Source organism: Achromobacter aegrifaciens (assembly GCF_902859735.1).
Taxonomy (GTDB): Bacteria; Pseudomonadota; Gammaproteobacteria; order Burkholderiales; family Burkholderiaceae_B; genus Achromobacter; species Achromobacter aegrifaciens.
Window position 1 is genome coordinate 76,111 of the sequence record NZ_CADIJY010000017.1, and the last position, 24,162, is coordinate 100,272.

Here is a 24,162-nt window from a genome sequence, read left to right on the forward strand (position 1 = left end):
GATACCTCCGTCCCTTATTGAAACCGTGCAAGGGAAACACGGACCGCTCCGCCTCCGGCCTGCCTGTGGGGACAGGCAAGCCGGAGATGAGGGAGTGCGTTTAGAGCCCGAAACGGGCTCTCAAGTTCAATCCGCCTGCTTGCGCAGGAATGCCGGGATGTCGAAATGATCCATGCCCGAGCTTTCCAGAGCACGCACCTGGGCCGACGCCTGGCTGCGCGGATTGCGCATGACAGACGGCATGTCCAGGTTGCGGTAATCGCCTTGACCGCCAGCCGGCATCGCGCCCATGGGCATGTTGTCGGTGCCGGTACGCAGCACTTCAGCGGTGTTCTGCACCAGCTGCGGACGCGCTTGCGCACGGCCCAGGCCGGTCGCAACCACGGTCACGCGCAGGTTTTCACCCATGGACTCGTCATAGGCGGTGCCGAAGATCACGGTCGCGTCGTCCGAAGCGTAGCTGCGGATCGTTTCCATGATTTCGCGCGTTTCGCGCATCTTCAGCGAGCGGCTGGCGGTGATGTTGACCAGCACGCCGCGAGCGCCGTTCAGGTCCACGCCTTCCAGCAGCGGGCAAGCAATCGCGTGCTCGGCAGCCACGCGGGCGCGGTCTGCGCCCGAAGCCGATGCCGTGCCCATCATGGCCTGGCCCTGCTCGCCCATGATCGTCTTGACGTCTTCGAAGTCGACGTTGACGTTGCCTTCGACGTTGATGATTTCGGCGATGCCCGCGCAAGCGTTGTGCAGGATGTCGTCGGCCGAACGGAAGCAGTCTTCCTGCGTCGCGTCCTCGTCCATCAGTTCATAGAGGTTCTCGTTGAGCACCACGATGAGCGAATGCACGTGCTTGGCCAGTTCCGAGATACCGTCCTCGGCCATCTTCAGGCGCTTGTTGCCTTCGAAGGTGAAAGGCTTGGTGACCACGCCCACGGTCAGGATGCCCAGTTCCTTGGCGACTTCGGCCACGACCGGACCTGCGCCGGTGCCGGTGCCACCGCCCATGCCGGCGGTGATGAAGACCATGTGCGCGCCGTTCAGCGCGGCACGGATCTCCTCGCGCGCGGTCTCAGCCGACGCGCGTCCCTGCTCGGGCTTGGCGCCCGCGCCCAGGCCGGTGCGGCCCAGACGGATCTGCACCGGGGCGTTGGTCGCCGCCAGTGCCTGCGCATCGGTGTTGGCGCAGATGAAATCCACGCCGTGCACACCGCTGCGAATCATGTGCGCCACGGCATTGCCGCCCGCACCGCCCACACCAACGACCTTGATAACGGTCCCTTTGGTGTTGTTCTCAAGCATCTCAAAGTTCATCATGATGACTCCCTCACAAGTCCGATTTCGCAAATCACAAAAATTCCCCAACCAACCTATGTTTTGTGAATCGCCTCAAACTCGTCGCCGGACGGGCCCGCAACGGGTTTGAAGCGCCTCCCCTCTTCTGGCCCGGTCCGCAATACCGCTGCGAACCGCACCAAGGACAGGCCCCAACCTGCCCTTTACAACTCAGTTCATGAACCATTCCTTCATGCGCGCCAGCAAGCTCTTGAAGTTGCCTGTCTGGGCGGCGACCTTGCGGCCGCGCACGCGCTGCATTCTTGCTTCCTGCAACAAGCCCATCACCGTCGAGAAGCGCGGATTGCGCATCACGTCGGCCAGGCTGCCTTCGTATTCGGGCACAGCCACGCGCACCGGCTTGAGGAACACGTCCTCCGCCAGTTCGATCATGCCGGGCAGTTGCGCCGAACCGCCGGTCAGGACCACGCCGGAAGCCAGCAGGTCCTCGTAGCCGGAGTCGCGCACGACCTGTTGCACCAGCGTGAACAGTTCTTCGACGCGCGGCTCGATCACGGCGCCCAGCGCCTGGCGCTTGACCTGGCGCGGGCCGCGGTCGCCCAGGCCGGGTACTTCCACGGACTCATCCGGGCTGGCCAGCACCTGCTTGGCCACGCCGTAGCGCAGCTTGATTTCCTCGGCATCGGGCGTCGGCGTGCGCAGCATCGCGGCGATGTCGTTGGTGATCTGGTCGCCGGCGATGGGCAGCACGGCGGTGTGGCGGATCGCGCCGCCGGTGAAGATGGCCACGTCGGTGGTGCCGCCGCCGATGTCGACCAGCACGACGCCGAGTTCCTTTTCATCGGCGGTCAGCACGGCCAGGCTCGAGGCCAGGGGCTGCAGGATCAGGTCCTGCACTTCCAGGCCGCAGCGGCGCACGCACTTCACGATGTTCTGGGCGGCGCTGACCGCGCCGGTCACGATGTGCACGCGCACTTCCAGGCGCAGGCCGCTCATGCCGATGGGCTCGCGGATGTCTTCCTGGCCGTCGACGATGAACTCCTGCGTCAGCACGTGCAGCACCTGCTGGTCGGTCGGGATGTTCACCGCCTTGGCGGTCTCGATGACGCGGGCAACGTCGGTGGCGGTGACTTCCTTGTCCTTCACGGCGACCATGCCGCTGGAATTGAAGCTGCGGATATGGCTGCCGGCAATGCCGGTGTAGACGTCGCGAATCTTGCAATCTGCCATCAGCTCGGCTTCTTCAAGCGCGCGCTGAATGGAATTCACAGTGGTCTCGATATTGACGACCACGCCCTTGCGCATGCCGCGCGATTCGTGCTGGCCGAGGCCCAGCACTTCGAATCGCCCTTCAGGCAAAATTTCAGCCACCACAGCCACCACCTTGCTGGTGCCGATATCGAGGGCGACGATAAGGTCCTTGATGTCACGGGTCATGGCGTTAGCGTTTCTTGGGAGGTTTCGGTATGGATTTGGATTTGGTTTCCGACGGCGGCAACGGGGCCAGCGCCAGGGCGAAACCATTGGGATAGCGCAAATCGGCCTGCGTCACGGTGCGCCCTTCCAGGCGCCCCGCCACGGCGGGCCACGCCTGCACAAAACGTTGAATGCGGGCCGCGAACGGCAGAGCGCCGGGCAGGCCATGCGGATCCGGCGCATCGGCGCCCGGATCGCGGCCCAGGTCCAGCGACATGCCGTTGGACAACACCACGCGCCAGGCGTAGCGCGGACTCAGGTCCAGCTGCGTGACGTGCATGTCCAGCGGGGCGAACCAGCGCGCCAATTCGGCGTAGCGCTGCACGACCAGCGACTCGGTGCCTTCCGGACCGGAGAACTGCGGCAGAACGGTCTCGTCGTCCACCTCGCCCGTGTTGGCCGTGAACGCCTCGCCCCAGGTGTTGATCATCTGGTTCTCGTTCCACAACGCCAGGGGCTGCTGTTCCTCGATCCGCACGCGCAACACATTGGGCCAGATCCGCCGCACGGTGGCGTGCCGGACCCACGGCACCGATTCGAAGATCTCGCGCGCTTCGTCCAGGTCCACCGTGAAGAAATTGCCCTTGAAGCGGCCCGCGATCGCCGATCGCACCGCCCCCGTGGACACGTAGTGCAGCTCGGTGTCCGGCATCGACTCCAGCTCGATGGCCTGCAGCGTGAAGAACGGGCGTTGCGCCACCCACACCACACCCGCGACGAGCATGGCGCAAACCGCCAGCACGGCCAGCGTGTTGGCGATCAGGTTGGTGGTGCGAGCGTCGTTCCACACAGAGTATCCGGGTCAAGCGTTGCGGGCCGGACTGCGCACTTTGCACGCAGCCTCGGACAAGATCGCCACGCACAGATCGGCGTAGCTGATTCCCACCGCCTTGGCGGCCATGGGAACGAGTGAATGGCTGGTCATGCCAGGCGAGGTATTCATTTCAAGCAGCCACGGCCGGTTGTCGCGGTCGAGGATGAAATCGGCGCGGCCCCAGCCTTCGCAGCCCAGCGCCTGATAAGCCTTGACCGCGATCTCGGCGACTTCCGCGGCCACTTCGGGCGGCAGCGTGGCCGGGCAGAAATACTGCGTGTCGTCGGAGAAGTACTTGTGCTCGTAGTCGTAGTTGCCGCCGGGCGCGGCGATCTCGATGACGGGCAGCGCGCGCGCGGTCTTGCCGCCGCCCAGCACCGCCACGGTCAGCTCGCGACCGGTGATGAACTGCTCGGCCAGCACTTCGGCGTCGAAACGCGCGGCCGCGGCATAGGCTTCCTTCATGTCGGAATAGCCCACCACCTTGGTAATGCCGACCGTCGAGCCTTCATGCGGCGGTTTGATGATCAGCGGCAGGCTCAGGCGGTCCGGCACCAGACGCAGCTCGGTGTCGGCGTCCAGCAATTCGAAGTCGGGCGTGGGCAGGCCGTGCTGCAGCCACACGCGCTTGGTCATGGTCTTGTCCATGGCAAGCGCGGAGGCCAGCGGACCGCTGCCGGTATAGGGGATGCCCAGCAGTTCCAGGGCGCCCTGGATGGTGCCGTCTTCGCCGTAGCGGCCGTGCAAGGCAATGAACACGCGGTCAAAACCCTGGGCGGCCAGCTCGGACAGGCTGCGCTCGCCCGTGTCGAACAGGTGCGCGTCGACGCCGGCGCTGAGCAGCGCCTGGTGCACGCCCGTGCCCGACATCAAGGACACTTCGCGCTCGGCGGATCGTCCGCCGTACAACACACCGACCTTGCCGAATTGCGTGTTCATGCCAGTTCTCCAACTTGAGCGGGGACCTTGCTGATCGAACCCGCTCCCATCACTATCACCACGTCGCCATCGCGCACGAAATCCACGATGGCCTGCGGCAGTTCCGTCACGTCCTCGACGAACACCGGCTCGACCTTGCCGGCCACACGCAGGGCGCGCGACAAGGCTCGGCCGTCCGCCGCCACCAGTGGCGGTTCGCCCGCGGCGTAGACCTCGGTCAGCAACACCGCGTCGGCCGTGCCCAGCACGCGCACGAAATCCTCGAAGCAGTCGCGGGTACGCGTGTAGCGGTGCGGCTGGAAGGCCAGCACGATGCGGCGGTCGGGCCAGGCGCCGCGCGCGGCGGCCAGCGTCGCGGCCATTTCCACCGGGTGATGGCCGTAATCGTCGATCACCGTGAAAGTGCCGCCGCCATGACTGGCCGGCACTGGGAATTCGCCCGTCTGCGTGAAGCGGCGGCCCACGCCATGGAAGGACGACAGCGCCTCGCAGATGGCTGCATCGGCCACGCCCAGCTCGGTCGCCACGGCGATCGCGGCCAGCGCGTTGCGCACGTTGTGCAGGCCCGGCAGATTCAGTTCGACCTGCAGCGGCGGCAGCAGGGTGTCGCGATGCGTGCGCTGCACGTTGAAGCGCATGCGCGTGCCTTCCGGCTGCACTTCATAGGCGCGCACCTGCGCCTCTTCGTTCAGGCCGTAGGTCGTGATGGGCCGCGAGACAAAAGGCATGATCTCGCGCACATTGGCGTCGTCCGAGCACAGCACCGCGCTGCCGTAGAACGGCAGGCGCTGCGTGAACTCGATGAAAGCGCTCTTCAGGCGCGCCACGTCGTGCCCGTAGGTGTCCATGTGATCGGCATCGATGTTGGTCACGATGGCCATCACCGGCAGCAGGTTCAGGAACGAGGCATCCGATTCATCGGCTTCGACCACGATGTAGTCGCCCTGCCCCAGCCGCGCATTGGCGCCGGCCGAATTCAGGCGGCCGCCGATCACGAAGGTCGGATCCAGGTCGCCAGCGGCGAGCACGCTGGCCACCAGGCTGGTCGTGGTCGTCTTGCCGTGCGTGCCGGCGACGGCAATGCCGCGCTTCAGGCGCATCAGCTCGGCCAGCATGATGGCGCGCGGCACCACCGGGATGCGGGCGGCGCGGGCGGCGATCACCTCGGGATTGTCGCCTGCCACCGCGGTGGACGTGACGATGGCGGCGGCGCCCGTGACGTTGCTGGCCACGTGGCCGATTGCGATCTTCATGCCCAGGCCGGCCAGGCGGCGCGTCACCGCCGACTCGTTCAGGTCGGAACCGCTGATGGTGTAGCCCAGGTTGAGCAGCACCTCGGCAATGCCGCTCATGCCCGAGCCGCCGATGCCTACGAAATGGATGTGTTGAATTCTGTGTTTCATGATGCGCGCCCCGCTGCTTGTTCACAGACGTCGGCGATATGGGCCGCGGCTTCGGGGCGCGCATGCGCGCGGGCCCGTTCGGCCACGGCTTGGAGTTCTTGTCGAGAGCGTTGGCCCAGCCACTGCGCCAGCCATTCGGGCGTCAGGCCGGTCTGCGGCTGCAGCCAGGCAGCCTGCGCATCGCTCAAAAAGCGCGCGTTGGCGGTCTGGTGGTCGTCGATGGCATGCGGGAACGGCACGAACAGGGCTGCGACGCCCGCCGCGGCCACTTCGGACACCGTCATGGCGCCCGCGCGGCAGATCAGCAGATCGGCTTCGCCCATGGCGCCCGCCATGTCATCGATAAATGCGCGGCAGTCGGCTTCCACGCCCGCCTGGGCGTAGGCCTGCTGCAGCGCGGGCAAATGTTGCTCGCCGGCCTGGTGCACCACCACCGGCCGGTTTTCCTGCGGCAGGCGCGCCAGCGCCTGCGGCAAAGTCGTGTTCAGCGCCTGGGCGCCCAGGCTGCCGCCCACGACCAGCACGCGCAGCGGGCCGCTGCGGCCGGCGTAGCGCGCGGCCGGGTCCGGCAACGCGCACAGGTCCGCGCGCACCGGATTGCCCATGGCCTCGCCCTTGGGCAGCACGCCGGGAAAGCCGCTCAGCACGCGGCGGGCCATCCTGGCCAGCCACTTGTTGGCAGTGCCGGCCACGGCATTCTGCTCATGCACCACCAGCGGCGTGCCGCGCAGCGCCGCAATGACGCCGCCCGGAAAAGCGACGTAGCCGCCCATGCCCAGCACCACGTCGGGCCGCACGTCGGACAGGCGCGACCACGCTTGCCCGAATGCGCGCAGCAACAGGAACGGCAGCTTCAGCAGCGCCGAAGCACCCTTGCCGCGCACGCCCTGGAAACGCAGCGGAACCAGCTCGATACCGCGCGGCGGCACCAGCCGGCCTTCCATCTTTTCAGGATTGCCCAGCCACAGCACGCGCCAGCCGCGCTCGCGCAGCACATCAGCCACGGCCAGGCCCGGCATGATGTGTCCGCCGGTACCGCCAGCCATGATCAGAATGGTGCGAGAGGCCGTCATACCCGCCCTCCACGCATCATGACGCGGTTTTCCACGTCGACCCGGATCAGCATGGCCAGCGCGCACAGGTTCATCACGATGCCCGAACCGCCATAGCTCATCAGGGGCAGGGTCAGGCCCTTGGTGGGCAGCAGGCCCAGGCAAACGCCCATGTTGATGAAGGCCTGCACGCCAAACCACATCGCCACGCCATGCGCAACCAGGCCCGCGAAGGTGCGTTCCATGGCGATGGCCTGGCGGCCAATGTCGAAACCGCGATAGACGATGATGGCGAACAGGGTGATGACCAGCATCACGCCGGCAAAGCCCAATTCCTCGCCCACCACCGCCATCAGGAAGTCTGTGTGCGCTTCCGGCAGGTAATGAAGCTTCTCGACGCTGGCGCCCAGTCCCACGCCCAGCCATTCGCCACGACCCAGAGCGATCAGCGAATGCGACAACTGGTAGGCGCTACCGTAGGCATTGTCTTCGTTCCAGGGATCCAGATACGCGAACAGGCGCGCCCGACGCCACGGCGACAGCCAGATCAACATCAGGAAAGTGCCGACCAGCACGGCCAGCAGGCTGCTGAAGTACTTGCCGTTGATGCCGCCCAGGAACAGGATGCCGATCGCGATCGCCACGATCACCATGAAAGCGCCCAGGTCAGGCTCCAGCAGCAGCAGCATGCCGACGCCGGCCAGCGCGAACGCCATCGGCAGGAAGCCGCGGGCAAAGGCCTGCATGTGCTCTTGCTTGCGCACGGTATAATCGGCAGCGTAGAGCAGCGCAGCCAGCTTCATCAGTTCGGAGGGCTGGAAGTTCAGCGGACCCAGCGGGATCCAGCGGTGCGCGCCGTTGACCTCGCGGCCGATGCCGGGGATCAGCACCGCCACCAGCAGCACCATCGCCACCACGAACATCGGCACCGCCAGGCGTTGCCACACGCGGATCGGCACCGCCAGCACCACCGCCGCGCCCACCAGGCCGGCGCTGATGAACAGGCCGTGGCGGATCACGAAGTAGTAGCGGCCATATGAGGCATAGCGCGGGCCGTCGGCCAGCGCGATCGACGCCGAATACACCATCAGCAGGCCGAGCAGCAGCAAGGTCGACGCCGCGATGACCAGCGGCAGATCGAAATTGCGCATGCGGGTACGGCCGGGCCGTACGGCGTTGACGCTGGCGGTGAGATCGGCGATCAGGCTCATGCGATCTCTCCACGGTCGCGGGCCAGGTCTTCGACCTCTTCCACGAACACCTGTCCGCGGTGCGGATAGTTGCGGAACATGTCCAGGCTGGCGCAAGCGGGCGACAGCAGCACGGCATCACCCGGCTGGGCCAATTCAGCGGCGCCGCGCACGGCGTCGCGCAGGGTTTCAACCGTCACGCACTGCACGCCGGTCGACGCCAGCACGCGGCCGATCTCGGGGCCGTCCTGGCCGATCAGCATCACGGCACGCGCATGCTGCGCCACCACGGGAATCAGCGGCGAGAAATCCTGGCCCTTGCCCTGGCCGCCGGCGATCAGCACGACTTGCTGGCCCAGGCCTTCCAGCGCGGCCACAGTGGCGCCCACGTTGGTGCCCTTGCTGTCATTGATGTAGTCGACGCCGCCGATCGTGCGCACGAAGGCCGCGCGATGCGGTTCGCCCGTGTACTCGCGCAAGGCGCGCAGCATCGGCCCCCAGCCCAGGTCCAGGCAGCGCGCCAACTGCAACGCGGCCAGCGCGTTCAAGGCATTGTGGATGCCGCGGATACGCAAGGCGTCCACCGGCATCAGGCGGCTCATGCGGCCCTTGGCGCGCGTCGGTTCGGGCGCGTCCTTCTTGCGGCGCACCGGCGGCGCGGGTTCATCGAAATCGTTGGGTTCGCAGGCCACCAGCCAGGCCACGCCCTGGCCCAGCTCCAGGCCCATGTCGCCGACCAGCTCCGGCACGTCACGGCCGAAGCTGCGCACGTTCAGCGCGTTCAGCGTGGCGACCATGTCCACGGTGTACGGATCGTCGCGGTTGACGATGGCCACGCGGGCCATCTTCAGCAGGCGGGCCTTGGCCTGCGCGTAGGCTTCCATGCCGCCGTGCCAGTCCAGGTGATCCTGGGTGACGTTCAGCACCACGGCCGCGTCGGCCATCAGCGAGCGCGTGGTTTCCAGCTGGAAGCTGGACAGCTCCAGCACCCAGACCTGCGGCAGCGATTCGGCGTCCAGCGCTTCCATCAGCGCGGCCAGCGCCGCGGGGCTGATATTGCCCGCAGCCACCGCCGACAGGCCGCTGGCCTCAACCAGCTGGCGCGTCAGCGCGGTGACTGTGGTCTTGCCGTTGGTGCCGGTCACGGTCAACAGGCGCGGCCGGTACTCGCGCGTCTCGGCCAGATCGGCCAAAGCGCGCGCAAACAATTCGATCTCGCCGACGACCTCGATGCCGCGGGCCTCGGCCTCGCGCAGCAACTCGGCCGCTGGCGCCTGGGAGGGCGCCAAGCCGGGGCTCAGCACGACCTGATGCACGCCGTCCAGCAGCGCCGTGTCGAAGGACTCGTCGCAGCCCAGGCGGTACTCCACTTCGCTTTGCGCCAGTGATTCGCGCAGCGCGGCCAGCCCGCCCGGTTCGGCGCGCGTGTCGGCCACGCGCAGGCGGGCACCCAGGCGGGCGCACCAGCGAGCGGCGGCGACACCCGTCTCGCCCAATCCGAGGATCAGGACGAGCGGCGCGTCTGCGCGGGAGGTTTCCATCGTATTCATCGCAACTTCAGGGTAGAGAGGCCAATCAGCACCAGCATCATGCTGATGATCCAGAAACGCACGACCACCTGGGTTTCTTTCCAGCCGCCCACTTCAAAGTGATGATGCAACGGGGCCATGCGGAAAATGCGTCTACCTGTTCCATAACGTCGCTTCGTGTACTTGAACCAAGTCACTTGCATCATCACGGAAAGGGTCTCGACCACGAACACGCCGCCCATGATGAAGAGCACGATTTCCTGGCGCACGATGACCGCGATGGTGCCCAGCGCGCCTCCCAAGGCAAGCGCGCCGACGTCGCCCATGAAGACCTGGGCCGGATACGCGTTGAACCATAAAAATGCCAGCCCGGCGCCGCCAATCGCGGCGCACAGCACCATCAATTCCGCCGCTCCCGGGATGTAGGGGAACAGCAGGTACTTGGAATAGTCCACGCGGCCGACCACGTAGGCGAAGATACCCAGTGCGCTGCCCACCATGACGGTAGGCATGATGGCCAGGCCGTCCAGGCCGTCGGTCAGGTTCACGGCATTGCTGGTGCCGACGATGACCGCCCAGGTCAGCGCCACGAAACCGAGCACGCCCAGCGGATAGCTCACGCTCTTGAAGAAAGGCACGATCAAGTCGGCGCGCGTCGGCAAGGACATCGTGAAACCGCTGCCCACCCAGGCCTTGAACAAGGGCCACAGTTCGGTATTGGCCGGCGCCGACACGGCAAACGCCAGATACACCGCGGCCACCATCCCGATGGTGGCCTGCCAGAAGAACTTCTGCCGCGCGGGCATGCCTTCCGGATCGCGATAGACCACCTTGCGATAGTCGTCCATCCAGCCGATCCAGCCGAAGCCGAAGGTCACCAGCAACACCACCCACACGAAGCGGTTTGTCCAGTCCGCCCACAGCAGCGTGCTGATGGCGATGGAAATGAGGATGAGCACACCGCCCATGGTGGGGGTGCCGGTCTTGACCAGATGGGTTTCCGGACCGTAGGAGCGCACGGCCTGGCCGATCTTCATCTCGGTCAGTTTGCGAATCACGCGCGGACCCGCCACCAGGCCAATCAACAGCGCGGTCGCGCATGCCAGAACAGCGCGCAGGGTGATGTATTCGAACACCCCCAGTGCGCGCACATCGTCAGACAGCATGCGGGCGATTTCAAGCAGCATTCTGCTCTCCCTGCCACTTGGCCGTCACACCTTCATTCGTAGAAAAAGCCGTCACTACCCGCTCCATGCGCATAAAGCGCGATCCCTTTACCAATACGCAGGACGCGCGCAAGCCGCGCATTGCGGCAACCACTTCGTCTACCGATGCGCAGGCGTGTGCGCCCACTCCGAATGCGGCCGCGGCCGCCCGGCTGGCTTCGCCTAGCGTGATGAGCGCGTCGAGCCCTTGCTCACGCGCGTAATTGCCCACCTCGACATGCATGGCGGGGCCGTTGTCCCCGACCTCGCCCATGTCGCCCAGCACCAGGACGCGCTTGCCGGCCATGCGGGCCAGCACGTCCACGGCTACGCGAACCGAGTCGGGGTTGGCATTGTAAGTGTCATCAATGAGCAACGTTCCGTCACTCATACTCTTGTGCTGCATGCGACCCGCGACCGGGCTGAAACCTGCCAGGGCGCGCACCGCGCCATCCAGCGGCGCCCCCGCCGCGATCGCGCTGGCAATGGCGGCCAGCGCATTGCGCAGGTTGTGCAGGCCCGGCACCGGCAGCGCCAGGTCGGCGACGCCCACCGGCGTCACCACACGGCAGCGGGTGGCGTTCACGTCAGCCAGGATCTGCTCGGCATACACGTCCAGGCCGGGCTGCAGGCCGAAACGCAACACGCGGCGCGGCTCGGCCAGGGCATCCCAGATCGCCGAATACGGTTCATCGCCGGGATATACGGCAACGCCATCCTCGGGCAGCGCCGCGATGGCGGCGCCGTTCTCGTGCGCCACCGCTTCCACGCTATGCATGAATTCCTGGTGTTCGCGCTGAGCATTGGTGACCAGCGCCACCGAGGGCGCCGCGATCGCGGCCAGTTGCGCGATCTCGCCGGGGTGGTTCATGCCCAGTTCGAATACGGCCGCGCGGTGCTCCGGCCGCAGGCGCAGCAGAGTCAGCGGCACGCCGATGTCGTTGTTCAGGTTGCCCGCGGTCGCCAGGCGGCCCGCTTCACCCTGCCACTCGGCCAGCATCGCCGAGATCATTTCCTTGGTCGTGGTCTTGCCGTTGCTGCCGGTCACCGCCACCACGGGCAGCGTGAACCGCGCGCGCCACGCGGCGCCGATGCGCATCAACGCGACGCGGGTGTCGCCCAGCACCAGCTGCGGCAGCTTGGCGTCGGGCACGGCGTGCGCCACCACGGCCGCGCACGCACCGCGCGCTTCGGCTTGATCCAGATAGTTATGGGCGTCGAAGTTCTCGCCCACCAGCGCCACGAACAATTCGCCTTCACCGATACGGCGGGTGTCGGTCGACACGCCCTTGACCTGCGGCAGCAGCAGCGCCAGCCGCGCCCATTCCCGGTCATCGAAAGGCAGCTTCTCGCCCCCGATGTCCTGGTAGGTTTCATGGCCCTTGCCGGCCAGCAGCACCACATCGTCGGGCGTCGCGGCCCAGATGGTCTGCATGATGGCGCGCGCGCGGTCCACTTGCACGTCGGGCTTCACGCTGTCCGGGATGCCCGTCAGGATCTGTTCGACGATGGCTTCAGGCGACTCGGTGCGCGGGTTGTCGCTGGACACGACCACATGGTCGGCCAGGTCCGCCGCGATGCGGCCCATCACGGGACGCTTGCCCGGATCCCGCTCGCCGCCGCAGCCGAACACGCAGATCAAGCGGCCCGATCGCGCGGTCGCAACGGCGCGCAAGGCGGTCAGCGCCCGCGACAACGCATCCGGGGTATGGGCATAGTCCACCACCACCAGCGGGCCGCGGCCCGTGCTGGCCTGGGTGCTGTGCGCCACCGGCTCGACGGTTTGCAGACGGCCGTCGACGGGGTCCGTCGCGGCCAGTTCGCGCGCGATCTGCGCAAACGGCAGGCCCAACTGATACAGCACGCCCGCTACCAGCAGCAGGTTCGATACATTGTGCGCGCCCAGCAGGCGCGTCACGATCTGGGCTTCGCCATGCGGCGACACCAGCGTGAAGATCTGACCCTGCGCGGTGGCCTGGAGATCGCGCGCGCGCATGGCGGCGGGAATGTCCTGCGCTTCGCTCAGGCTATAGCCCATTGCCATGCCTGCCGGCAGATCGGCAATCAGGCGGCGGCCGGCTTCGTCGTCGGCGTTGATCACGGCGGCGGTCAGGCCCGGCCAGCGGAACAGCCGCGCCTTGGCGGCTTCGTACCGTTCCATCGTGCCGTGGTAATCGAGGTGATCGCGCGTCAGGTTGGTGAAGGCGGCCAGCGCAACGCGCACGCCATCCATCCGGCCCTGCTCGATGCCGATGGAAGACGCTTCCATGGCCACGGCCTTGGCGCCGGCGTCGCGCATGGCGGCCAGCGTACGGTGCACGGTCAAGACGTCCGGCGTCGTCAGGTCGCCGCCCAGCGTCTGGCCGTCGGGCAGCACGGCGCCCAGGGTGCCGATGGTGCCGCAGGGCTTGTCATTGCGGCTCAGCGCGTGCGCAATCCATTGCACCGACGACGTCTTGCCGTTGGTGCCAGTCACCGCGACCACCGCCAGCTCGGCCGAGGGCCGGCCGTACCAAGTGTCGGCCAACTCGCCCAGCAGGGCGCGCAGGCCAGTCACCGGCAGCATCGCAGCCTGGTCCGCCACGGCCGCGACGGCATCGTTGGCGGGGGCTTCGAACAACACCGCGCTGGCGCCCAGCGCCAACGCCTTCTCTATATAGAGACGTCCGTCGCTGGACAGGCCCGGGCAGGCGACGAACACATCGCCCGGCTCGATATCGCGGGAGTCCAGTTTGAGGTGCGCGGTCAACGACACGCGCGAATGCAACCACGCCACGGTTTCGGCAACCGTGGCGACAGGGTTGGAGAGGAAGCCTTTGGCGCTCATCTGCCTGGCTCCTTGAGACCAGCAACAATTGTGGATTCGAAGGGCGCGTCCGGGCGCACCCCCATCAGCCGCAAGCTCCCCCCCACGATCTGGGAGAACACGGGCGCGGCGATGGCGCCGCCGTAATAGCCGCCGATCGTCGGCTCGTCGATGGACACGGCCACGACGATCTTCGGATCGGACACCGGAGCGAAGCCCACGTAGGAGCTCCGATAGCGCTGCATGCTGTATTTGCCGTCGACGATCTTGCGCGCCGTGCCGCTCTTGCCGGCGACGCGGTAGCCCTGCACCTGGGCAGCCTTGGTGCCTTCGGGGCCGGCAGCCGCTTCCAGCATGCCGCGCACCATTTCAGTCGTCTTGGGCGTGTAGATCTTGACGCTGGTGGGATCGCTGTCGCGCTTGACCAGGGTCAGCGACACCATGTCGCCGTTGCGGGCGAAAACGGTATAGGCGCGCGCCACCTGCAACAGCGACACCGACAGGCCGTAGCCGTAGGCCATGGTGGCCTTTTCGATCAGGCGCCAACGGTCCCAGGGACGCAGGCGTCCGGGCGCCGCGCCGGGAAATCCCACCTGGGGCGCCTGGCCCAGGCCAAGTTCGGTAAAGCGGTCCCACATTTCGCGGGATTCCAGCTTCTCGGAGATCATCGTCATGCCGATGTTGCTGGACTTGCGCAGCACGCCGGCCACGTCCAGCGTGCCGTTGCGGCTCACATCGCTGATCGTGCTGCCCTGATACTGGAACCGGCCGTTGCCGGTTTCGAACAGGGTCTTGGTGCTGATGCGACCCAGGTCCAGCGCCAACGCGGCGGTGAACGGCTTCATGATCGAGCCCGGCTCGAAGGTGTCGGTGATGGCCTGGTTGCGCAGCTTGGAACCGTGGAAGGTCTCGCGCTTGTTCGGATCGAAGGTCGGCACGTTGGCCAGGGCCAGGATCTCGCCCGTATGCACGTCCACGACCACGGCGGTCGCGCCCTTGGCCTGGTGCTTGTCCATGGCGTCCTTCAACGCCTTGAACACCAGATACTGCAGACGCGTGTCGATCGACAGGCGCAGGTCGCGGCCATCCACCGGCAGGGTCACGGCCTGCACATCTTCGATCACGCGGCCGAGCCGGTCCTTGATGACGCGACGGCTGCCGGGACGGCCGGACAACTGCTGGTTGAACGTCAGCTCGACGCCCTCCTGCCCCTGATCCTCGACGCTATTGAAACCCACCACGTGAGCCATCACGTCGCCGTCCGGGTAGTAGCGGCGGGTCTCGGGCTGCTGGTGCACGCCGGGCATGCCCAATTGTTTGATCTTGTCGGCCACGTCCATGGAGACCTGGCGCTTCAGGTAGACGAAGTTCTTGTCTTCGTCGACCAGGCGGTGACGCAGGTCGGCCGGCGGCGTTTCCAGCAGCTTCGCCAGCGTGTCCATCTGCGCCGGGGTAGCCTGCTTGGCGTCTTCCGGAATCGCCCAGATGGCGCGCGCCGGCACGCTGGAGGCCAGCACCGCGCCGTTGCGATCCATGATCTTGCCGCGCGTCGCGGCCAGGGTCAGCGTGCGCTCATAGCGCCGCTCGCCCTGCTGCTGCAGGAATTCGGTGGACAGCCCCTGCAGGAACAGGGCGCGGCCGGCCAGCACGGTGAACCCGCCGAACAGCAGGATCAGCACCAGGCGCGCGCGCCAGGTGGGCAATTGCCCGCGCAGCACGGGGTTATCGAAGAAGGGGACGCGTTTCATTGCGCGCCTCCGGTGGCGGAAGCGGGCGGCTGGTTCAAGTACAGCGTGCGATCCGGAACGATGGAGATCATCTTCAGGCCATCGCGCGCGATGGCGTCGACCCGCGCGTTGCGGGCCAGTTCGGCGCGGTCCAGCTGCAGGCGCCGCCAGTTGGTTTCCAGGTCGCGAGCCTGCGCCTGATCACGTCCCAGCTCGATGAAGAGCTGGCGCGACTGATACCGGCTGGTGACCAGGGAAATGGCCGACAGCATCAGCAAAGCCGCAACGATCAGGTTGACGCGACCCATTAGCGGCGCCCTCCCTTGCCGCGACGCGGCGGGGGTGCCAGGTCGCTGCCCGGCAGCGAACCGATCTTCACGAACGCGAAGCCGCCCTCGGCGGGCAGCGGCGTCTCGGTACGTTCGGCTACGCGCAAGACGGCGGAACGGGCGCGGGCGTTGGCCGAGACTTCGTCGTCTTCGGCCAGCACGCGGCCCAGGGAGCGCAGGACCGGCTGGGGCATTTCGCTTTCGCGCAGGGGCAGGCGCGCATGCGCGGCGGCCGGACGAGCCGCCGCCGCGATGCACTGCTTGACCATGCGGTCTTCAAGCGAATGAAAGCTGATCACCGCCAACCTCCCTCCCGGGGCGAGCAGGTCTAGAGCTGCCGCGAGGGTGCGCGCGAGCTCTTCGAGTTCCCGATTGATGTAAATCCGTAGAGCTTGAAAGGTGCGTGTGGCCGGATGTTGCCCCTTTTCGCGCGTGCGGACGGCGCTGGCGACGCACTCGGCAAGCTCGAGCGTGGTGCGCAGCGGCCTTGTTGCGCGGCGAGCAGCAATCGCCTTTGCAACCTGAAAAGCAAACCGTTCTTCGCCATAATCCGCTATGACCTCCCGCATCTCATCCACACTGGCTTGCGCCAGCCAATCCGCCACCGTGGGACCACGAGTGGTGTCCATCCGCATATCGAGCGGGCCGTCTCGCATGAACGAGAAACCACGCTCGGCGTCATCGATCTGAGGCGAGGAAACGCCCAGATCCAGCATCACGCCATCGACCTTGCCGATGCCGAGCTGCTCCAATTCTTCGGCCATGGTGGCAAAGCCGCCATGCACCACGGTGACCCTCGGGTCCGCTGCCGCCAGTTGCCTGGCTACGGCGATCGCCTCCGGATCCTTGTCGAACACCACCAGCCTGGCGCTCGGGCCCAGGCGGCCAAGCAGTTCGCGGCTGTGCCCGCCACGCCCGAAGGTGCCGTCGACGAAGACGCCGCCTTCCGCCCGCGTAGCCGCAGCCGGCCCGGCCTGCTGATGCGACCGTGCCGCGCCCTTGCCGCCGAAGTCAGGCAGCAATAGCGCGTCCACCGTCGGCTCCAGCAGAACGGGCCGATGTTCGAATTCCATAACTTTTTCAGAACGAAAACTGATTCAACACATCCGGCATACCCTTGGCCAGGTCCTCAGCCTCGCGGCTGGCCAGAGTAGCGGCGTCCCACAGCTCGAAGTGCGCGCCCAGACCGAGCAGCATCACATCGCGCGTCATACCGGAAGCGTTGCGCAGTTCAGGAGCGATCAGGACCCGGCCGGAGCCATCCAGTTCCACGTCCTGAGCGTTGCCCAGCAACAGCCGCTGCAACGCGCGCGCCGTCATGGGAAAGGCGGCAATCTGCTCGCGCTTCTTTTCCCACTCGGGCCGCGGGTAGACCAGCAAGCAGCCGTCAGGGTGGCGTGTCAGGGTCAGCCGGCCATCGGCCTGCGACATGAGCGCGTCACGGTGCCGGGTCGGAATCGAGATCCGTCCCTTGGCATCCAGCGTGAGCGCGCTGCTTCCCTGAAACACCACTTTTACCCCACTTAATTGCACAATTTCCTACTATTTCCCACTCTACGGTATGGGATCGGGGCGGTCAAGCGCGTGGTTGCAATTTTTTCAATCACAACAAGGACTTAGATCAATATGTAAATCCGCAAAAAGAAAAACCTCCCAATAAATCAGGAGGTTGCGGCACTATCTAAAAGTCCTTCTTCAGAAGTGGCGGCTAACAATGCCTTTGCATTGTTTTACGGTCGGTCGTTTGCTCCGGTTGGCAAGGCTTCCAGCCGGGCCCGCCGATTTGAGCGGCCCCAAAAATGGTCCGGCCCGGCCAGCGCGACGCCAGGTTCCAGCCAGGACCAGGCTCGCGTTGCGAATGAGTTGCAAGACGGGTCTATAGGCCGGATTCTGTACACCAGGTTTCCCTGGCGGACGATCATTCCTCTGGACGGATCATTGCTGAGCCGCTCTAGCCATCTACCCGCATGCTTGGACGGGCCGCCCTACGCGGTCCGAAGACCGCACGCATGCCTATTTGATGTTGCTCCGGATAGAGGTTGCCGCGTTTCACCCTGCGATGCCGCCGCCCGTTGCCGGACGGCGCGATACGGAGATGGCCGTATCTGTGCGCGCGATGCACGCCCGCCCCGCAGACTCGTCTCTGTGGCCCTATTCCTCAACCGCGCCCGAAGACGCGGCCGGACGGCCGTTAGCCGTTACCCTGCCCTGTGGAGTCCGGACCTTCCTCGATGGATTCGCATCCACCGCGATCGTCCGACCCGCCTTGCGGTGCGTATTCTATTACACCCGCCAGCTCCGTCCCCGAAGAAGCCGCGACACTAGCCGTGCAAACGGCGTTACGGGGTTCCTGCGACAATACGCCTTGATTCGCTCAGACGCCGCAGACAATACCCATCACATGGCCCTTGCTACTCTCATCACCCTTACCGACATCCAGCTGGCCTATGGCCACCACCCGCTGCTGGACCACGCTGATTTTGCCATCCAGGCCGGCGAGCGCATCGGCCTCATCGGCCGCAATGGCGCCGGCAAGTCCTCGCTGCTGAGACTGCTGGACGGCAGGACCCAGCCCGACGACGGCGACATCGCCCGCAGTTCGGGTCTGCGCGTGGCCACGGTCGAACAGGAACCCGAACTGGACGAAAACGCCACCGTCTTCGATGTGGTCTGCAATGTCGAGGGCGATCATGAAGACTGGCAGCGCCCCTCGCGCGTGCGCTCGGTGCTCGAAAAACTCGGCCTGCCCGCGGACGTACAGATCGCCGGCCTGTCCGGCGGCACGCGCAAGCGCGTCGCGCTGGCGCGCGCCCTGGTCGATGAGCCGGACCTGCTGCTGCTGGACGAACCCACCAACCACCTGGACTTCGAAGGCATCGCCTGGCTGGAAGACATGCTGCGCACCTGGAAAGGCGCCGCCGTCATCATCACCCACGACCGCCGCTTCCTGGACGCAGTGGCTACCCGCATCGTCGAACTCGACCGCGGGCGCCTGCTGAGTTTTCCCGGCAACTTTTCGCAGTGGCAGGAGCGCAAGGCCCAGTGGCTCGAATCCGAGCGCCTGGAACAAGCGCGCTTCGACAAGCTGCTGGCGCAGGAAGAAGTCTGGATCCGCAAGGGCGTCGAGGCCCGCCGCACCCGCAACGAAGGCCGCGTGCGCCGCCTGGAACGGCTGCGGGTCGAACGCGCCGAACGCCGCGAACGCGTCGGCGACGTCTCGCTCGCGCTGGCCGAGGGCCAGCGCTCCGGCAAGCTGGTCGCCGAACTCGACCACGTGAACAAGGCCTTCGGCGACAAGATCGTGGTGGACGACTATTCCACCACCATCCTGCGCGGCGACCGCATCGGCATCATCGGCCCCAACGGCGCCGGCAAGACCACCCTGCTCAAGCTGATCCTGGGCGAGATGCAACCCGACAGCGGCACGACGCGGCTGGGTACCAACGTTGCGGTCGCGTACTTCGACCAGATGCGCGCGCAGTTGGACGAAAACGCCACGCTCGTCGACATCATCAGCCCGGGCAGCGAATGGGTGGAAATCGGCGGTGCCCGCAAGCACGTCATGAGCTACCTCGGGGACTTCCTGTTCTCGCCCGCCCGCGCCGGCTCGCCCGTGCGCAGCCTGTCCGGCGGCGAACGCGCCCGCCTGCTGCTGGCGCGCCTGTTCGCCCGCCCTGCCAACGTGCTGGTGCTGGACGAACCCACCAACGACCTCGACATCGAAACGCTGGAACTGCTGGAAGAATTGCTGCAGGAGTACCAGGGCACGGTGCTGCTGGTCAGCCATGACCGCGCCTTCCTGAACAACGTCGTTACGCAGACCATCGCCTACGAAGGCAATGGCCGCTGGCGCGATTACGTGGGCGGCTACGATGAATGGGTCGCGCAGCGGCCCGCGCCCGCGGCCCCGGCCGAAGACGCAACCCCTGCCACCCGGCCTGTCGACGATGCCGCCGCGCGCGCCAAGGCCGCCAAGCCCAAACCGGCCAAGTCGGCCAAGATGAACTCCTGGGAACTGCGCGAACTGGAAGGCCTGCCGGACGCCATCGCCGCCCTGGAGGCGCAACAAGCGGAACTTGCCGGCAAGCTCGCCGATGGCAGCCTCTACCGCGACGCGCCCGCCGAAGTCGAACGCATCAACGGCGAACTGGCCAAGCTGGAAAGCGAACTCGAAGAGCGCTTCGCCCGCTGGGAACTGCTGGAAGCGCGCCGCGAAGGCACGCTGTAATCAGCTTGTCTCTATATACATATAGAGGCGCATGAAAAATGCCCCCGAAATCCGGGGGCATTTCTTTTGTTCCGGACTTGCCGGACGGCGCAATTGCCTAGCCCCGCGCGCGCCAGGTCAGCGCTTCACCCGCAGCCAGCGGAACCAGCGTCGTGTTGCCGAACGCGACTTCCTCGGGCACCTGGTAGGCCTCGCGCACCAGCGTCAGCGTGCCGGTGTTGCGCGGCAGGCCGTAGAAGTCCGGGCCATGGAAACTGGCGAAGCCTTCCAGCTTGTCCAGCTTGCCGACCGCGTCGAAGGCGGTGGCGTACAGCTCCATCGCGTGCAATGCCGTGTAGCAGCCGGCGCAACCGCAAGCATGCTCCTTCAACCCGCGCGCGTGCGGCGCGCTGTCGGTGCCCAGGAAAAAGCGCGGGCTGCCACTGGTCGCCGCCTCGACCAGCGCAAGGCGGTGCGTTTCGCGCTTAAGCACCGGCAGACAGTAGAAGTGCGGCCGCACGCCGCCTTGGAAAATCGCATTGCGGTTGTACAGCAGGTGCTGCGGCGTGATCGTGGCTGCGATGGGACCTTCCGCGTCGCGCACGTATTCCGCGCCCTCTTTCGTCGTGATGTGTTCGAACACCACCTTCAAGGCGGGGAAGGCGCGGCGCAGCGGCTTCATCACGCGCTCGACAAAGATTGCTTCGCGGTCGAACAGGTCGATCGACGGATCCGTCACTTCGCCGTGCACCAACAACGGCATGCCGCATTTTTCCAGCGCTTCCAGCGCCTTCGTGCATTTGCCCAGCAGATCGGTCACGCCGGCATCGGAGTTGGTCGTGGCGCCTGCCGGATAAAGTTTCACGGCGTAGACTTGGCCCGACTCGTAGGCGCGGAAAATCTCTTCCGACGTGGTGTTGTCGGTCAGATACAGCGTCATCAACGGCGTGAAGGCATCGGGATTGCCGCCCGCCTTTTTCAAGGCCTCCAGAATGCGGCCGCGATAGGCCAACGCCTGTTCGGTGGTCGTGACCGGCGGCTTCAGGTTGGGCATGATGATTGCGCGCGCGAACTGGCGCGCGGTATCCGCCACCACCGCCTCGAGGGCAGCGCCGTCGCGCAGATGCAGGTGCCAGTCGTCCGGCCGGGTGATGGTGAGCTGAGTCGTGTTTTGAGTAGACATGGAAAGGCTTCTTAATCTGCCAGCGGCATGCCCCGTTCGGCCAGCGCGCTGAACATCGCGCTGCCCAAGGGGATGACGGCATCGTTGAAATCAAAATGCGAGTTGTGCAGCACGCAGCCGGAATCGGCTCCGCCCTGGCCCAGGCGGAAGTATGCGCCAGGCTTGCTCTGCAACATGAAAGAGAAATCCTCGGAGCCCATCGACGGCGTCAGATCGCGCACGACGTTCTCCTTGCCTATCATCTCGGTGGCGATGTCGGCCACCAGATTGGCGTGCTGCGGCGTGTTCAAGGTCGCAGGGTAGATCCGTTCGTAAGTGACCTCGGCAGTGCCGCCGAAAGCGCCCGCAATCGCGGACACCAACTCGCGCATGCGGGTCTCCACCATTTCCTGGACGGACTTGCGGAACGTGCGCACCGTGCCGACCATTCTCGCTTCGCGCGGAATCACGCTCATGGCGCCGGGATGCCCGGCCTGCAGCGATCCGATGGACACCACCGCCGAATCCAGCGGATTGACGTTGCGCGACACGATGGTCTGCAACGCTGTAATGATCTGCCCTGCGATGGTGACCGGATCGATGGTCTGGTAAGGATGCGCGCCGTGGCCGCCGCGCCCTGTGATCAGGATCTCGAAGCGATCGGCCGCGGCCATCATCGGCCCGGGGTTGATGCCTATCGTGCCCGGCTTCAGGCCCGGCCAGTTATGCAGCGCGTAGATCGCGTCGCACGGAAAGGTATCGAACAGGCCATCTTCCAGCATGGCGCGCGCGCCGCCGCGCCCCTCTTCCGCGGGCTGGAAGATCAGAACCGCGGTGCCATCGAAATTGCGCGTCTGCGACAGGTACTTGGCCGCGCCGATCAGTACCGCGGTGTGACCGTCGTGGCCGCAACCGTGCATCAGGCCAGGCTTGGTCGACTTGTGCCCGAAGTCGTTGTCTTCGGTCATGGGCAAGGCGTCCATGTCGGCACGCAGGCCTATCATGCGCCCGCTATCGCAGCGTTTGCCGCGGATGACGCCCACCACGCCAGTCTTGCCGATGCCGCGGTGCACCTCGATCCCCAGCGCCTCCAGCGCGCCCGCCACGATTCCGGAGGTCCGGACTTCCTCGAAGCCCAACTCGGGGTGCGCGTGCAAATCGCGCCGCAGCGCCGTCAATTCGTCATGAAAGAGGCGAATTGATTCCAAAGGAGATCGTGCGTACATAGGAGGTTACAGAATGACGATATAGAGGGGACAGTCTGTGCATTTTAGTTGCTACAGAGGATAAATGCCTTTGTCTTTACGAGAGAGACACGTTATGCTCCGGCCGCAGGACAATTTTTCCAACAGCCAGAGAAGGAGCGCCGCATTATGGCCACAACCTCCAAACCCGCGACCGCGCGCAAGCCGAACGCTGCATTCATGAAGCCCCTGACCCCCAGCGCCGAACTGGCCGCCGTCATCGGCTCGGAAGCCGTGCCGCGTACCGAGGTCACCAAAAAGATCTGGGAATACATCAAGAAGCACAACCTGCAAGATGCCAGCAACAAGCGCAACATCAACGCCGATGCCAAGCTGCGCCCGATCTTCGGCAAAGATCAGGTCACGATGTTCGAACTGACCAAGCTGGTCAACGCACATCTGAAGTAAGCAGGCAAAGGGCGTACCCCGTACGTCCCTGCCTTCATATCGTCGCGACGCCCCGGTTCATTCCTGGGCGAGCTCGCCTCCCCAGCGCAGCTTTCTCTCACCGCGACAGCCTCGCCGCAACCTCGCCGGCACGGCCTGATTCCCACACCAGCATTCCCCGAAAGCCAAGCCTGGCGCGCCTCTTCAGGCAGTTGGCATGGCTTCCTCACGGTCCCACGGCCAGCATTCGGAAGCAACATGGATTGGCCCATGCGCGATGGCTGCACATGCTGCGGGCCCACGTGTCGTGCGTGAATAATCCTGCACCAGCAGAGGCCTTCGAAACGCTGAATTGCACTCAGCGCTTGTTCGCTGATGCCCGCACCCGCTGTCCAAGTACGGCGCCAAGATCAAACTCAACAAAGCAAAAGGCCGGCATATGCCGGCCTTCTGTTTGAACGCGAGCCTTCAGGCGTAGGTAGTCGGCGCGGAGCCTTCCAGCAACGACAGCCAGCCCTTGATCAGGCGATACAGCACCCAGATCACGGTCGCGGCCAGGCCGATCCAGCCGATGAAGATGAGCGTCGCGATGCCGCTGATGGCCAGCCACAGCAGGGCCCACCAGAAGGTCCGCAGCAGCCAGTCGAAATGAGCGGCATAGACGGTACCTGCGGCGTCCGAGCGCTTCAGGTACATCAGCACTACGGCCGCCAGCGTGGCGATGCCCAGGAAACCGCTCGTCAGGAAGCCCAGGGCGTACAAGCCATAGGCAACGTGGGTCAGCGTGCGCAGGTCTAACGTCGTTCCGGGCACGGGGGTCTGGGGATCACTCACGATAACGCTCCAACGAATTGACTCGGTCAATCTTACCGCACAAAGCTACCCCGCCCACGGCCGTTGTTATTTGTGCACATTCAATGCTGGCGCGGCTTGCAGCCTGATTGACGGTCCGCAACCACTCGCCCAAAAGCCCCAGCCGCCCGAAGCCGCGCCGACCGCTTGCTAGCTCATCGCAACAACACCGCAAAAGAAAAACCCCGCAGCGCGAGCTGCGGGGTTCCTGGAATCAAAGCCTGACAATGACCTACTTTCACGGACGTCCGTCCACTATCATCGGCGCAAAGGCGTTTCACTGTCCTGTTCGGGATGGGAAGGAGTGGGACCACCTTGCTATGGTTGTCAGGCGTAACTGCTTGAGTGCCTGCCCTATCGTGGGCAAACGCTCCAATCCTGTAGCGAGACCGATGCGCGTGCCTGGAGCAGATCTCGACAGGCGCCCGCAATGGGCTCTCACAAAGACAAAACCCCACAGGGGTTACCTGTGGGGTTCTGCGGAATAAAAGCTTGACGATGACCTACTTTCACAGACGTCCGTCCACTATCATCGGCGCAAAGTCGTTTC

At 65.6% G+C, this 24,162-nt stretch carries 19 protein-coding genes, 1 rRNA gene and 1 other RNA gene; 2 read left to right on the forward strand and 19 right to left on the reverse strand.

Going from position 1 to position 24,162, the window contains the following annotated elements:
* Positions 1 to 126: 126 nt before the first annotated feature.
* The 15 genes from ftsZ to rnpB all read right to left on the reverse strand — a co-directional run bounded on the left by ftsZ (position 127) and on the right by rnpB (position 18,028).
* The gene (gene ftsZ, locus HV766_RS27285; RefSeq protein ID WP_054457598.1) at positions 127 to 1,311 is read right to left on the reverse strand and encodes a cell division protein FtsZ; all 1,185 of its coding nucleotides are present in this window, start codon (positions 1,309 to 1,311) and stop codon (positions 127 to 129) included.
* A gap of 189 nt (positions 1,312 to 1,500) precedes the next feature.
* Complete coding sequence (gene ftsA, locus HV766_RS27290) at positions 1,501 to 2,727, reverse strand: cell division protein FtsA (RefSeq protein WP_006217473.1); 1,227 nt, start codon at positions 2,725 to 2,727, stop codon at positions 1,501 to 1,503.
* Positions 2,728 to 2,731: 4 nt separating this feature from the next.
* The gene (locus HV766_RS27295; RefSeq protein WP_054457599.1) at positions 2,732 to 3,556 is read right to left on the reverse strand and encodes a cell division protein FtsQ/DivIB; all 825 of its coding nucleotides are present in this window, start codon (positions 3,554 to 3,556) and stop codon (positions 2,732 to 2,734) included.
* A 12-nt stretch (positions 3,557 to 3,568) separates the two neighbouring features.
* Positions 3,569 to 4,519, reverse strand: coding sequence for a D-alanine--D-alanine ligase (locus HV766_RS27300; protein WP_054457600.1), 951 nt, complete (start codon positions 4,517 to 4,519; stop codon positions 3,569 to 3,571).
* Positions 4,516 to 5,922 (reverse strand): UDP-N-acetylmuramate--L-alanine ligase, encoded by a 1,407-nt coding sequence (gene murC, locus HV766_RS27305; protein ID WP_054457601.1) that lies wholly within the window; start codon positions 5,920 to 5,922, stop codon positions 4,516 to 4,518. The genes HV766_RS27300 and murC overlap by 4 nt, the downstream gene beginning before the upstream one ends.
* Positions 5,919 to 6,995 carry an undecaprenyldiphospho-muramoylpentapeptide beta-N-acetylglucosaminyltransferase gene (murG, locus tag HV766_RS27310; protein WP_054457602.1) on the reverse strand — a complete coding sequence of 359 codons (1,077 nt, stop codon included), beginning with the start codon at positions 6,993 to 6,995 and terminating at the stop codon, positions 5,919 to 5,921. Before murG ends, murC begins: the two co-directional genes overlap by 4 nt.
* Entirely contained in the window at positions 6,992 to 8,185 is a 1,194-nt protein-coding gene (ftsW, locus tag HV766_RS27315) for a putative lipid II flippase FtsW (RefSeq protein ID WP_175182179.1), read from the reverse strand. Before ftsW ends, murG begins: the two co-directional genes overlap by 4 nt.
* A complete protein-coding gene (murD, locus tag HV766_RS27320) occupies positions 8,182 to 9,714 on the reverse strand; it encodes a UDP-N-acetylmuramoyl-L-alanine--D-glutamate ligase (RefSeq protein WP_175182180.1) in 1,533 nt (510 codons plus the stop codon). Before murD ends, ftsW begins: the two co-directional genes overlap by 4 nt.
* Positions 9,711 to 10,880: a phospho-N-acetylmuramoyl-pentapeptide-transferase gene (mraY, locus tag HV766_RS27325; RefSeq protein ID WP_042796413.1), complete on the reverse strand. Its 1,170-nt coding sequence runs from the start codon at positions 10,878 to 10,880 to the stop codon at positions 9,711 to 9,713. The genes murD and mraY overlap by 4 nt, the downstream gene beginning before the upstream one ends.
* Positions 10,870 to 13,725: a bifunctional UDP-N-acetylmuramoyl-L-alanyl-D-glutamate--2,6-diaminopimelate ligase MurE/UDP-N-acetylmuramoyl-tripeptide--D-alanyl-D-alanine ligase MurF gene (murF, locus tag HV766_RS27330; RefSeq protein ID WP_175182181.1), complete on the reverse strand. Its 2,856-nt coding sequence runs from the start codon at positions 13,723 to 13,725 to the stop codon at positions 10,870 to 10,872. The genes mraY and murF overlap by 11 nt, the downstream gene beginning before the upstream one ends.
* On the reverse strand, positions 13,722 to 15,452 hold the full coding sequence (locus HV766_RS27335) for a peptidoglycan D,D-transpeptidase FtsI family protein (protein ID WP_054457606.1): 1,731 nt from the start codon (positions 15,450 to 15,452) through the stop codon (positions 13,722 to 13,724). The genes murF and HV766_RS27335 overlap by 4 nt, the downstream gene beginning before the upstream one ends.
* Positions 15,449 to 15,739, reverse strand: a complete 291-nt coding sequence (gene ftsL / locus HV766_RS27340) for a cell division protein FtsL (protein ID WP_054457607.1) — start codon at positions 15,737 to 15,739, stop codon at positions 15,449 to 15,451. Before ftsL ends, HV766_RS27335 begins: the two co-directional genes overlap by 4 nt.
* Entirely contained in the window at positions 15,739 to 16,833 is a 1,095-nt protein-coding gene (gene rsmH / locus HV766_RS27345) for a 16S rRNA (cytosine(1402)-N(4))-methyltransferase RsmH (RefSeq protein WP_054457608.1), read from the reverse strand. Before rsmH ends, ftsL begins: the two co-directional genes overlap by 1 nt.
* Positions 16,834 to 16,840: 7 nt before the next feature.
* A complete protein-coding gene (gene mraZ / locus HV766_RS27350; RefSeq protein ID WP_006226256.1) occupies positions 16,841 to 17,269 on the reverse strand; it encodes a division/cell wall cluster transcriptional repressor MraZ in 429 nt (142 codons plus the stop codon).
* A gap of 354 nt (positions 17,270 to 17,623) precedes the next feature.
* Positions 17,624 to 18,028: RNase P RNA component class A (rnpB, locus tag HV766_RS27355), an RNA gene on the reverse strand.
* Between the two features lie 133 nt (positions 18,029 to 18,161).
* Here rnpB and HV766_RS27360 point away from each other — a divergent pair.
* Entirely contained in the window at positions 18,162 to 19,988 is a 1,827-nt protein-coding gene (locus HV766_RS27360; RefSeq protein ID WP_175182182.1) for an ATP-binding cassette domain-containing protein, read from the forward strand.
* 97 nt (positions 19,989 to 20,085) lie between these two features.
* Here HV766_RS27360 and pyrC read toward each other — a convergent pair whose 3' ends face one another.
* Complete coding sequence (gene pyrC / locus HV766_RS27365; RefSeq protein WP_054457610.1) at positions 20,086 to 21,150, reverse strand: dihydroorotase; 1,065 nt, start codon at positions 21,148 to 21,150, stop codon at positions 20,086 to 20,088.
* An 11-nt stretch (positions 21,151 to 21,161) separates the two neighbouring features.
* On the reverse strand, positions 21,162 to 22,355 hold the full coding sequence (locus tag HV766_RS27370) for a M20 aminoacylase family protein (RefSeq protein WP_054457611.1): 1,194 nt from the start codon (positions 22,353 to 22,355) through the stop codon (positions 21,162 to 21,164).
* Between the two features lie 147 nt (positions 22,356 to 22,502).
* Here HV766_RS27370 and HV766_RS27375 point away from each other — a divergent pair, with 147 nt between their 5' ends.
* On the forward strand, positions 22,503 to 22,781 hold the full coding sequence (locus HV766_RS27375) for an SWIB/MDM2 domain-containing protein (RefSeq protein ID WP_006217453.1): 279 nt from the start codon (positions 22,503 to 22,505) through the stop codon (positions 22,779 to 22,781).
* 447 nt (positions 22,782 to 23,228) lie between these two features.
* Here the strand turns inward: HV766_RS27375 and HV766_RS27380 are convergent, their stop codons facing one another.
* Both HV766_RS27380 and rrf read right to left on the reverse strand, forming a co-directional pair.
* The gene (locus HV766_RS27380; RefSeq protein ID WP_013391517.1) at positions 23,229 to 23,594 is read right to left on the reverse strand and encodes a DUF4870 family protein; all 366 of its coding nucleotides are present in this window, start codon (positions 23,592 to 23,594) and stop codon (positions 23,229 to 23,231) included.
* Between the two features lie 237 nt (positions 23,595 to 23,831).
* Positions 23,832 to 23,944: ribosomal RNA gene (rrf, locus tag HV766_RS27385) — 5S ribosomal RNA — on the reverse strand.
* Positions 23,945 to 24,162: the final 218 nt, after the last annotated feature.

Excerpts from the sequence above, each read along its gene's own strand:
- ftsZ (WP_054457598.1), bottom strand. The coding sequence starts at position 1,311 with ATGATGAACTTTGAGATGCTTGAGAACAACACCAAAGGGACCGTTATC.
- ftsA (WP_006217473.1), bottom strand. The coding sequence starts at position 2,727 with ATGACCCGTGACATCAAGGACCTTATCGTCGCCCTCGATATCGGCACC.
- HV766_RS27300 (WP_054457600.1), bottom strand. The coding sequence starts at position 4,519 with ATGAACACGCAATTCGGCAAGGTCGGTGTGTTGTACGGCGGACGATCC.
- murC (WP_054457601.1), bottom strand. The coding sequence starts at position 5,922 with ATGAAACACAGAATTCAACACATCCATTTCGTAGGCATCGGCGGCTCG.
- murG (WP_054457602.1), bottom strand. The coding sequence starts at position 6,995 with ATGACGGCCTCTCGCACCATTCTGATCATGGCTGGCGGTACCGGCGGA.
- ftsW (WP_175182179.1), bottom strand. The coding sequence starts at position 8,185 with ATGAGCCTGATCGCCGATCTCACCGCCAGCGTCAACGCCGTACGGCCC.
- murD (WP_175182180.1), bottom strand. The coding sequence starts at position 9,714 with ATGAATACGATGGAAACCTCCCGCGCAGACGCGCCGCTCGTCCTGATC.
- mraY (WP_042796413.1), bottom strand. The coding sequence starts at position 10,880 with ATGCTGCTTGAAATCGCCCGCATGCTGTCTGACGATGTGCGCGCACTG.
- murF (WP_175182181.1), bottom strand. The coding sequence starts at position 13,725 with ATGAGCGCCAAAGGCTTCCTCTCCAACCCTGTCGCCACGGTTGCCGAA.
- HV766_RS27335 (WP_054457606.1), bottom strand. The coding sequence starts at position 15,452 with ATGAAACGCGTCCCCTTCTTCGATAACCCCGTGCTGCGCGGGCAATTG.
- ftsL (WP_054457607.1), bottom strand. The coding sequence starts at position 15,739 with ATGGGTCGCGTCAACCTGATCGTTGCGGCTTTGCTGATGCTGTCGGCC.
- rsmH (WP_054457608.1), bottom strand. The coding sequence starts at position 16,833 with ATGGAATTCGAACATCGGCCCGTTCTGCTGGAGCCGACGGTGGACGCG.
- HV766_RS27360 (WP_175182182.1), top strand. The coding sequence starts at position 18,162 with ATGGCCCTTGCTACTCTCATCACCCTTACCGACATCCAGCTGGCCTAT.
- pyrC (WP_054457610.1), bottom strand. The coding sequence starts at position 21,150 with ATGTCTACTCAAAACACGACTCAGCTCACCATCACCCGGCCGGACGAC.
- HV766_RS27370 (WP_054457611.1), bottom strand. The coding sequence starts at position 22,355 with ATGTACGCACGATCTCCTTTGGAATCAATTCGCCTCTTTCATGACGAA.
- HV766_RS27375 (WP_006217453.1), top strand. The coding sequence starts at position 22,503 with ATGGCCACAACCTCCAAACCCGCGACCGCGCGCAAGCCGAACGCTGCA.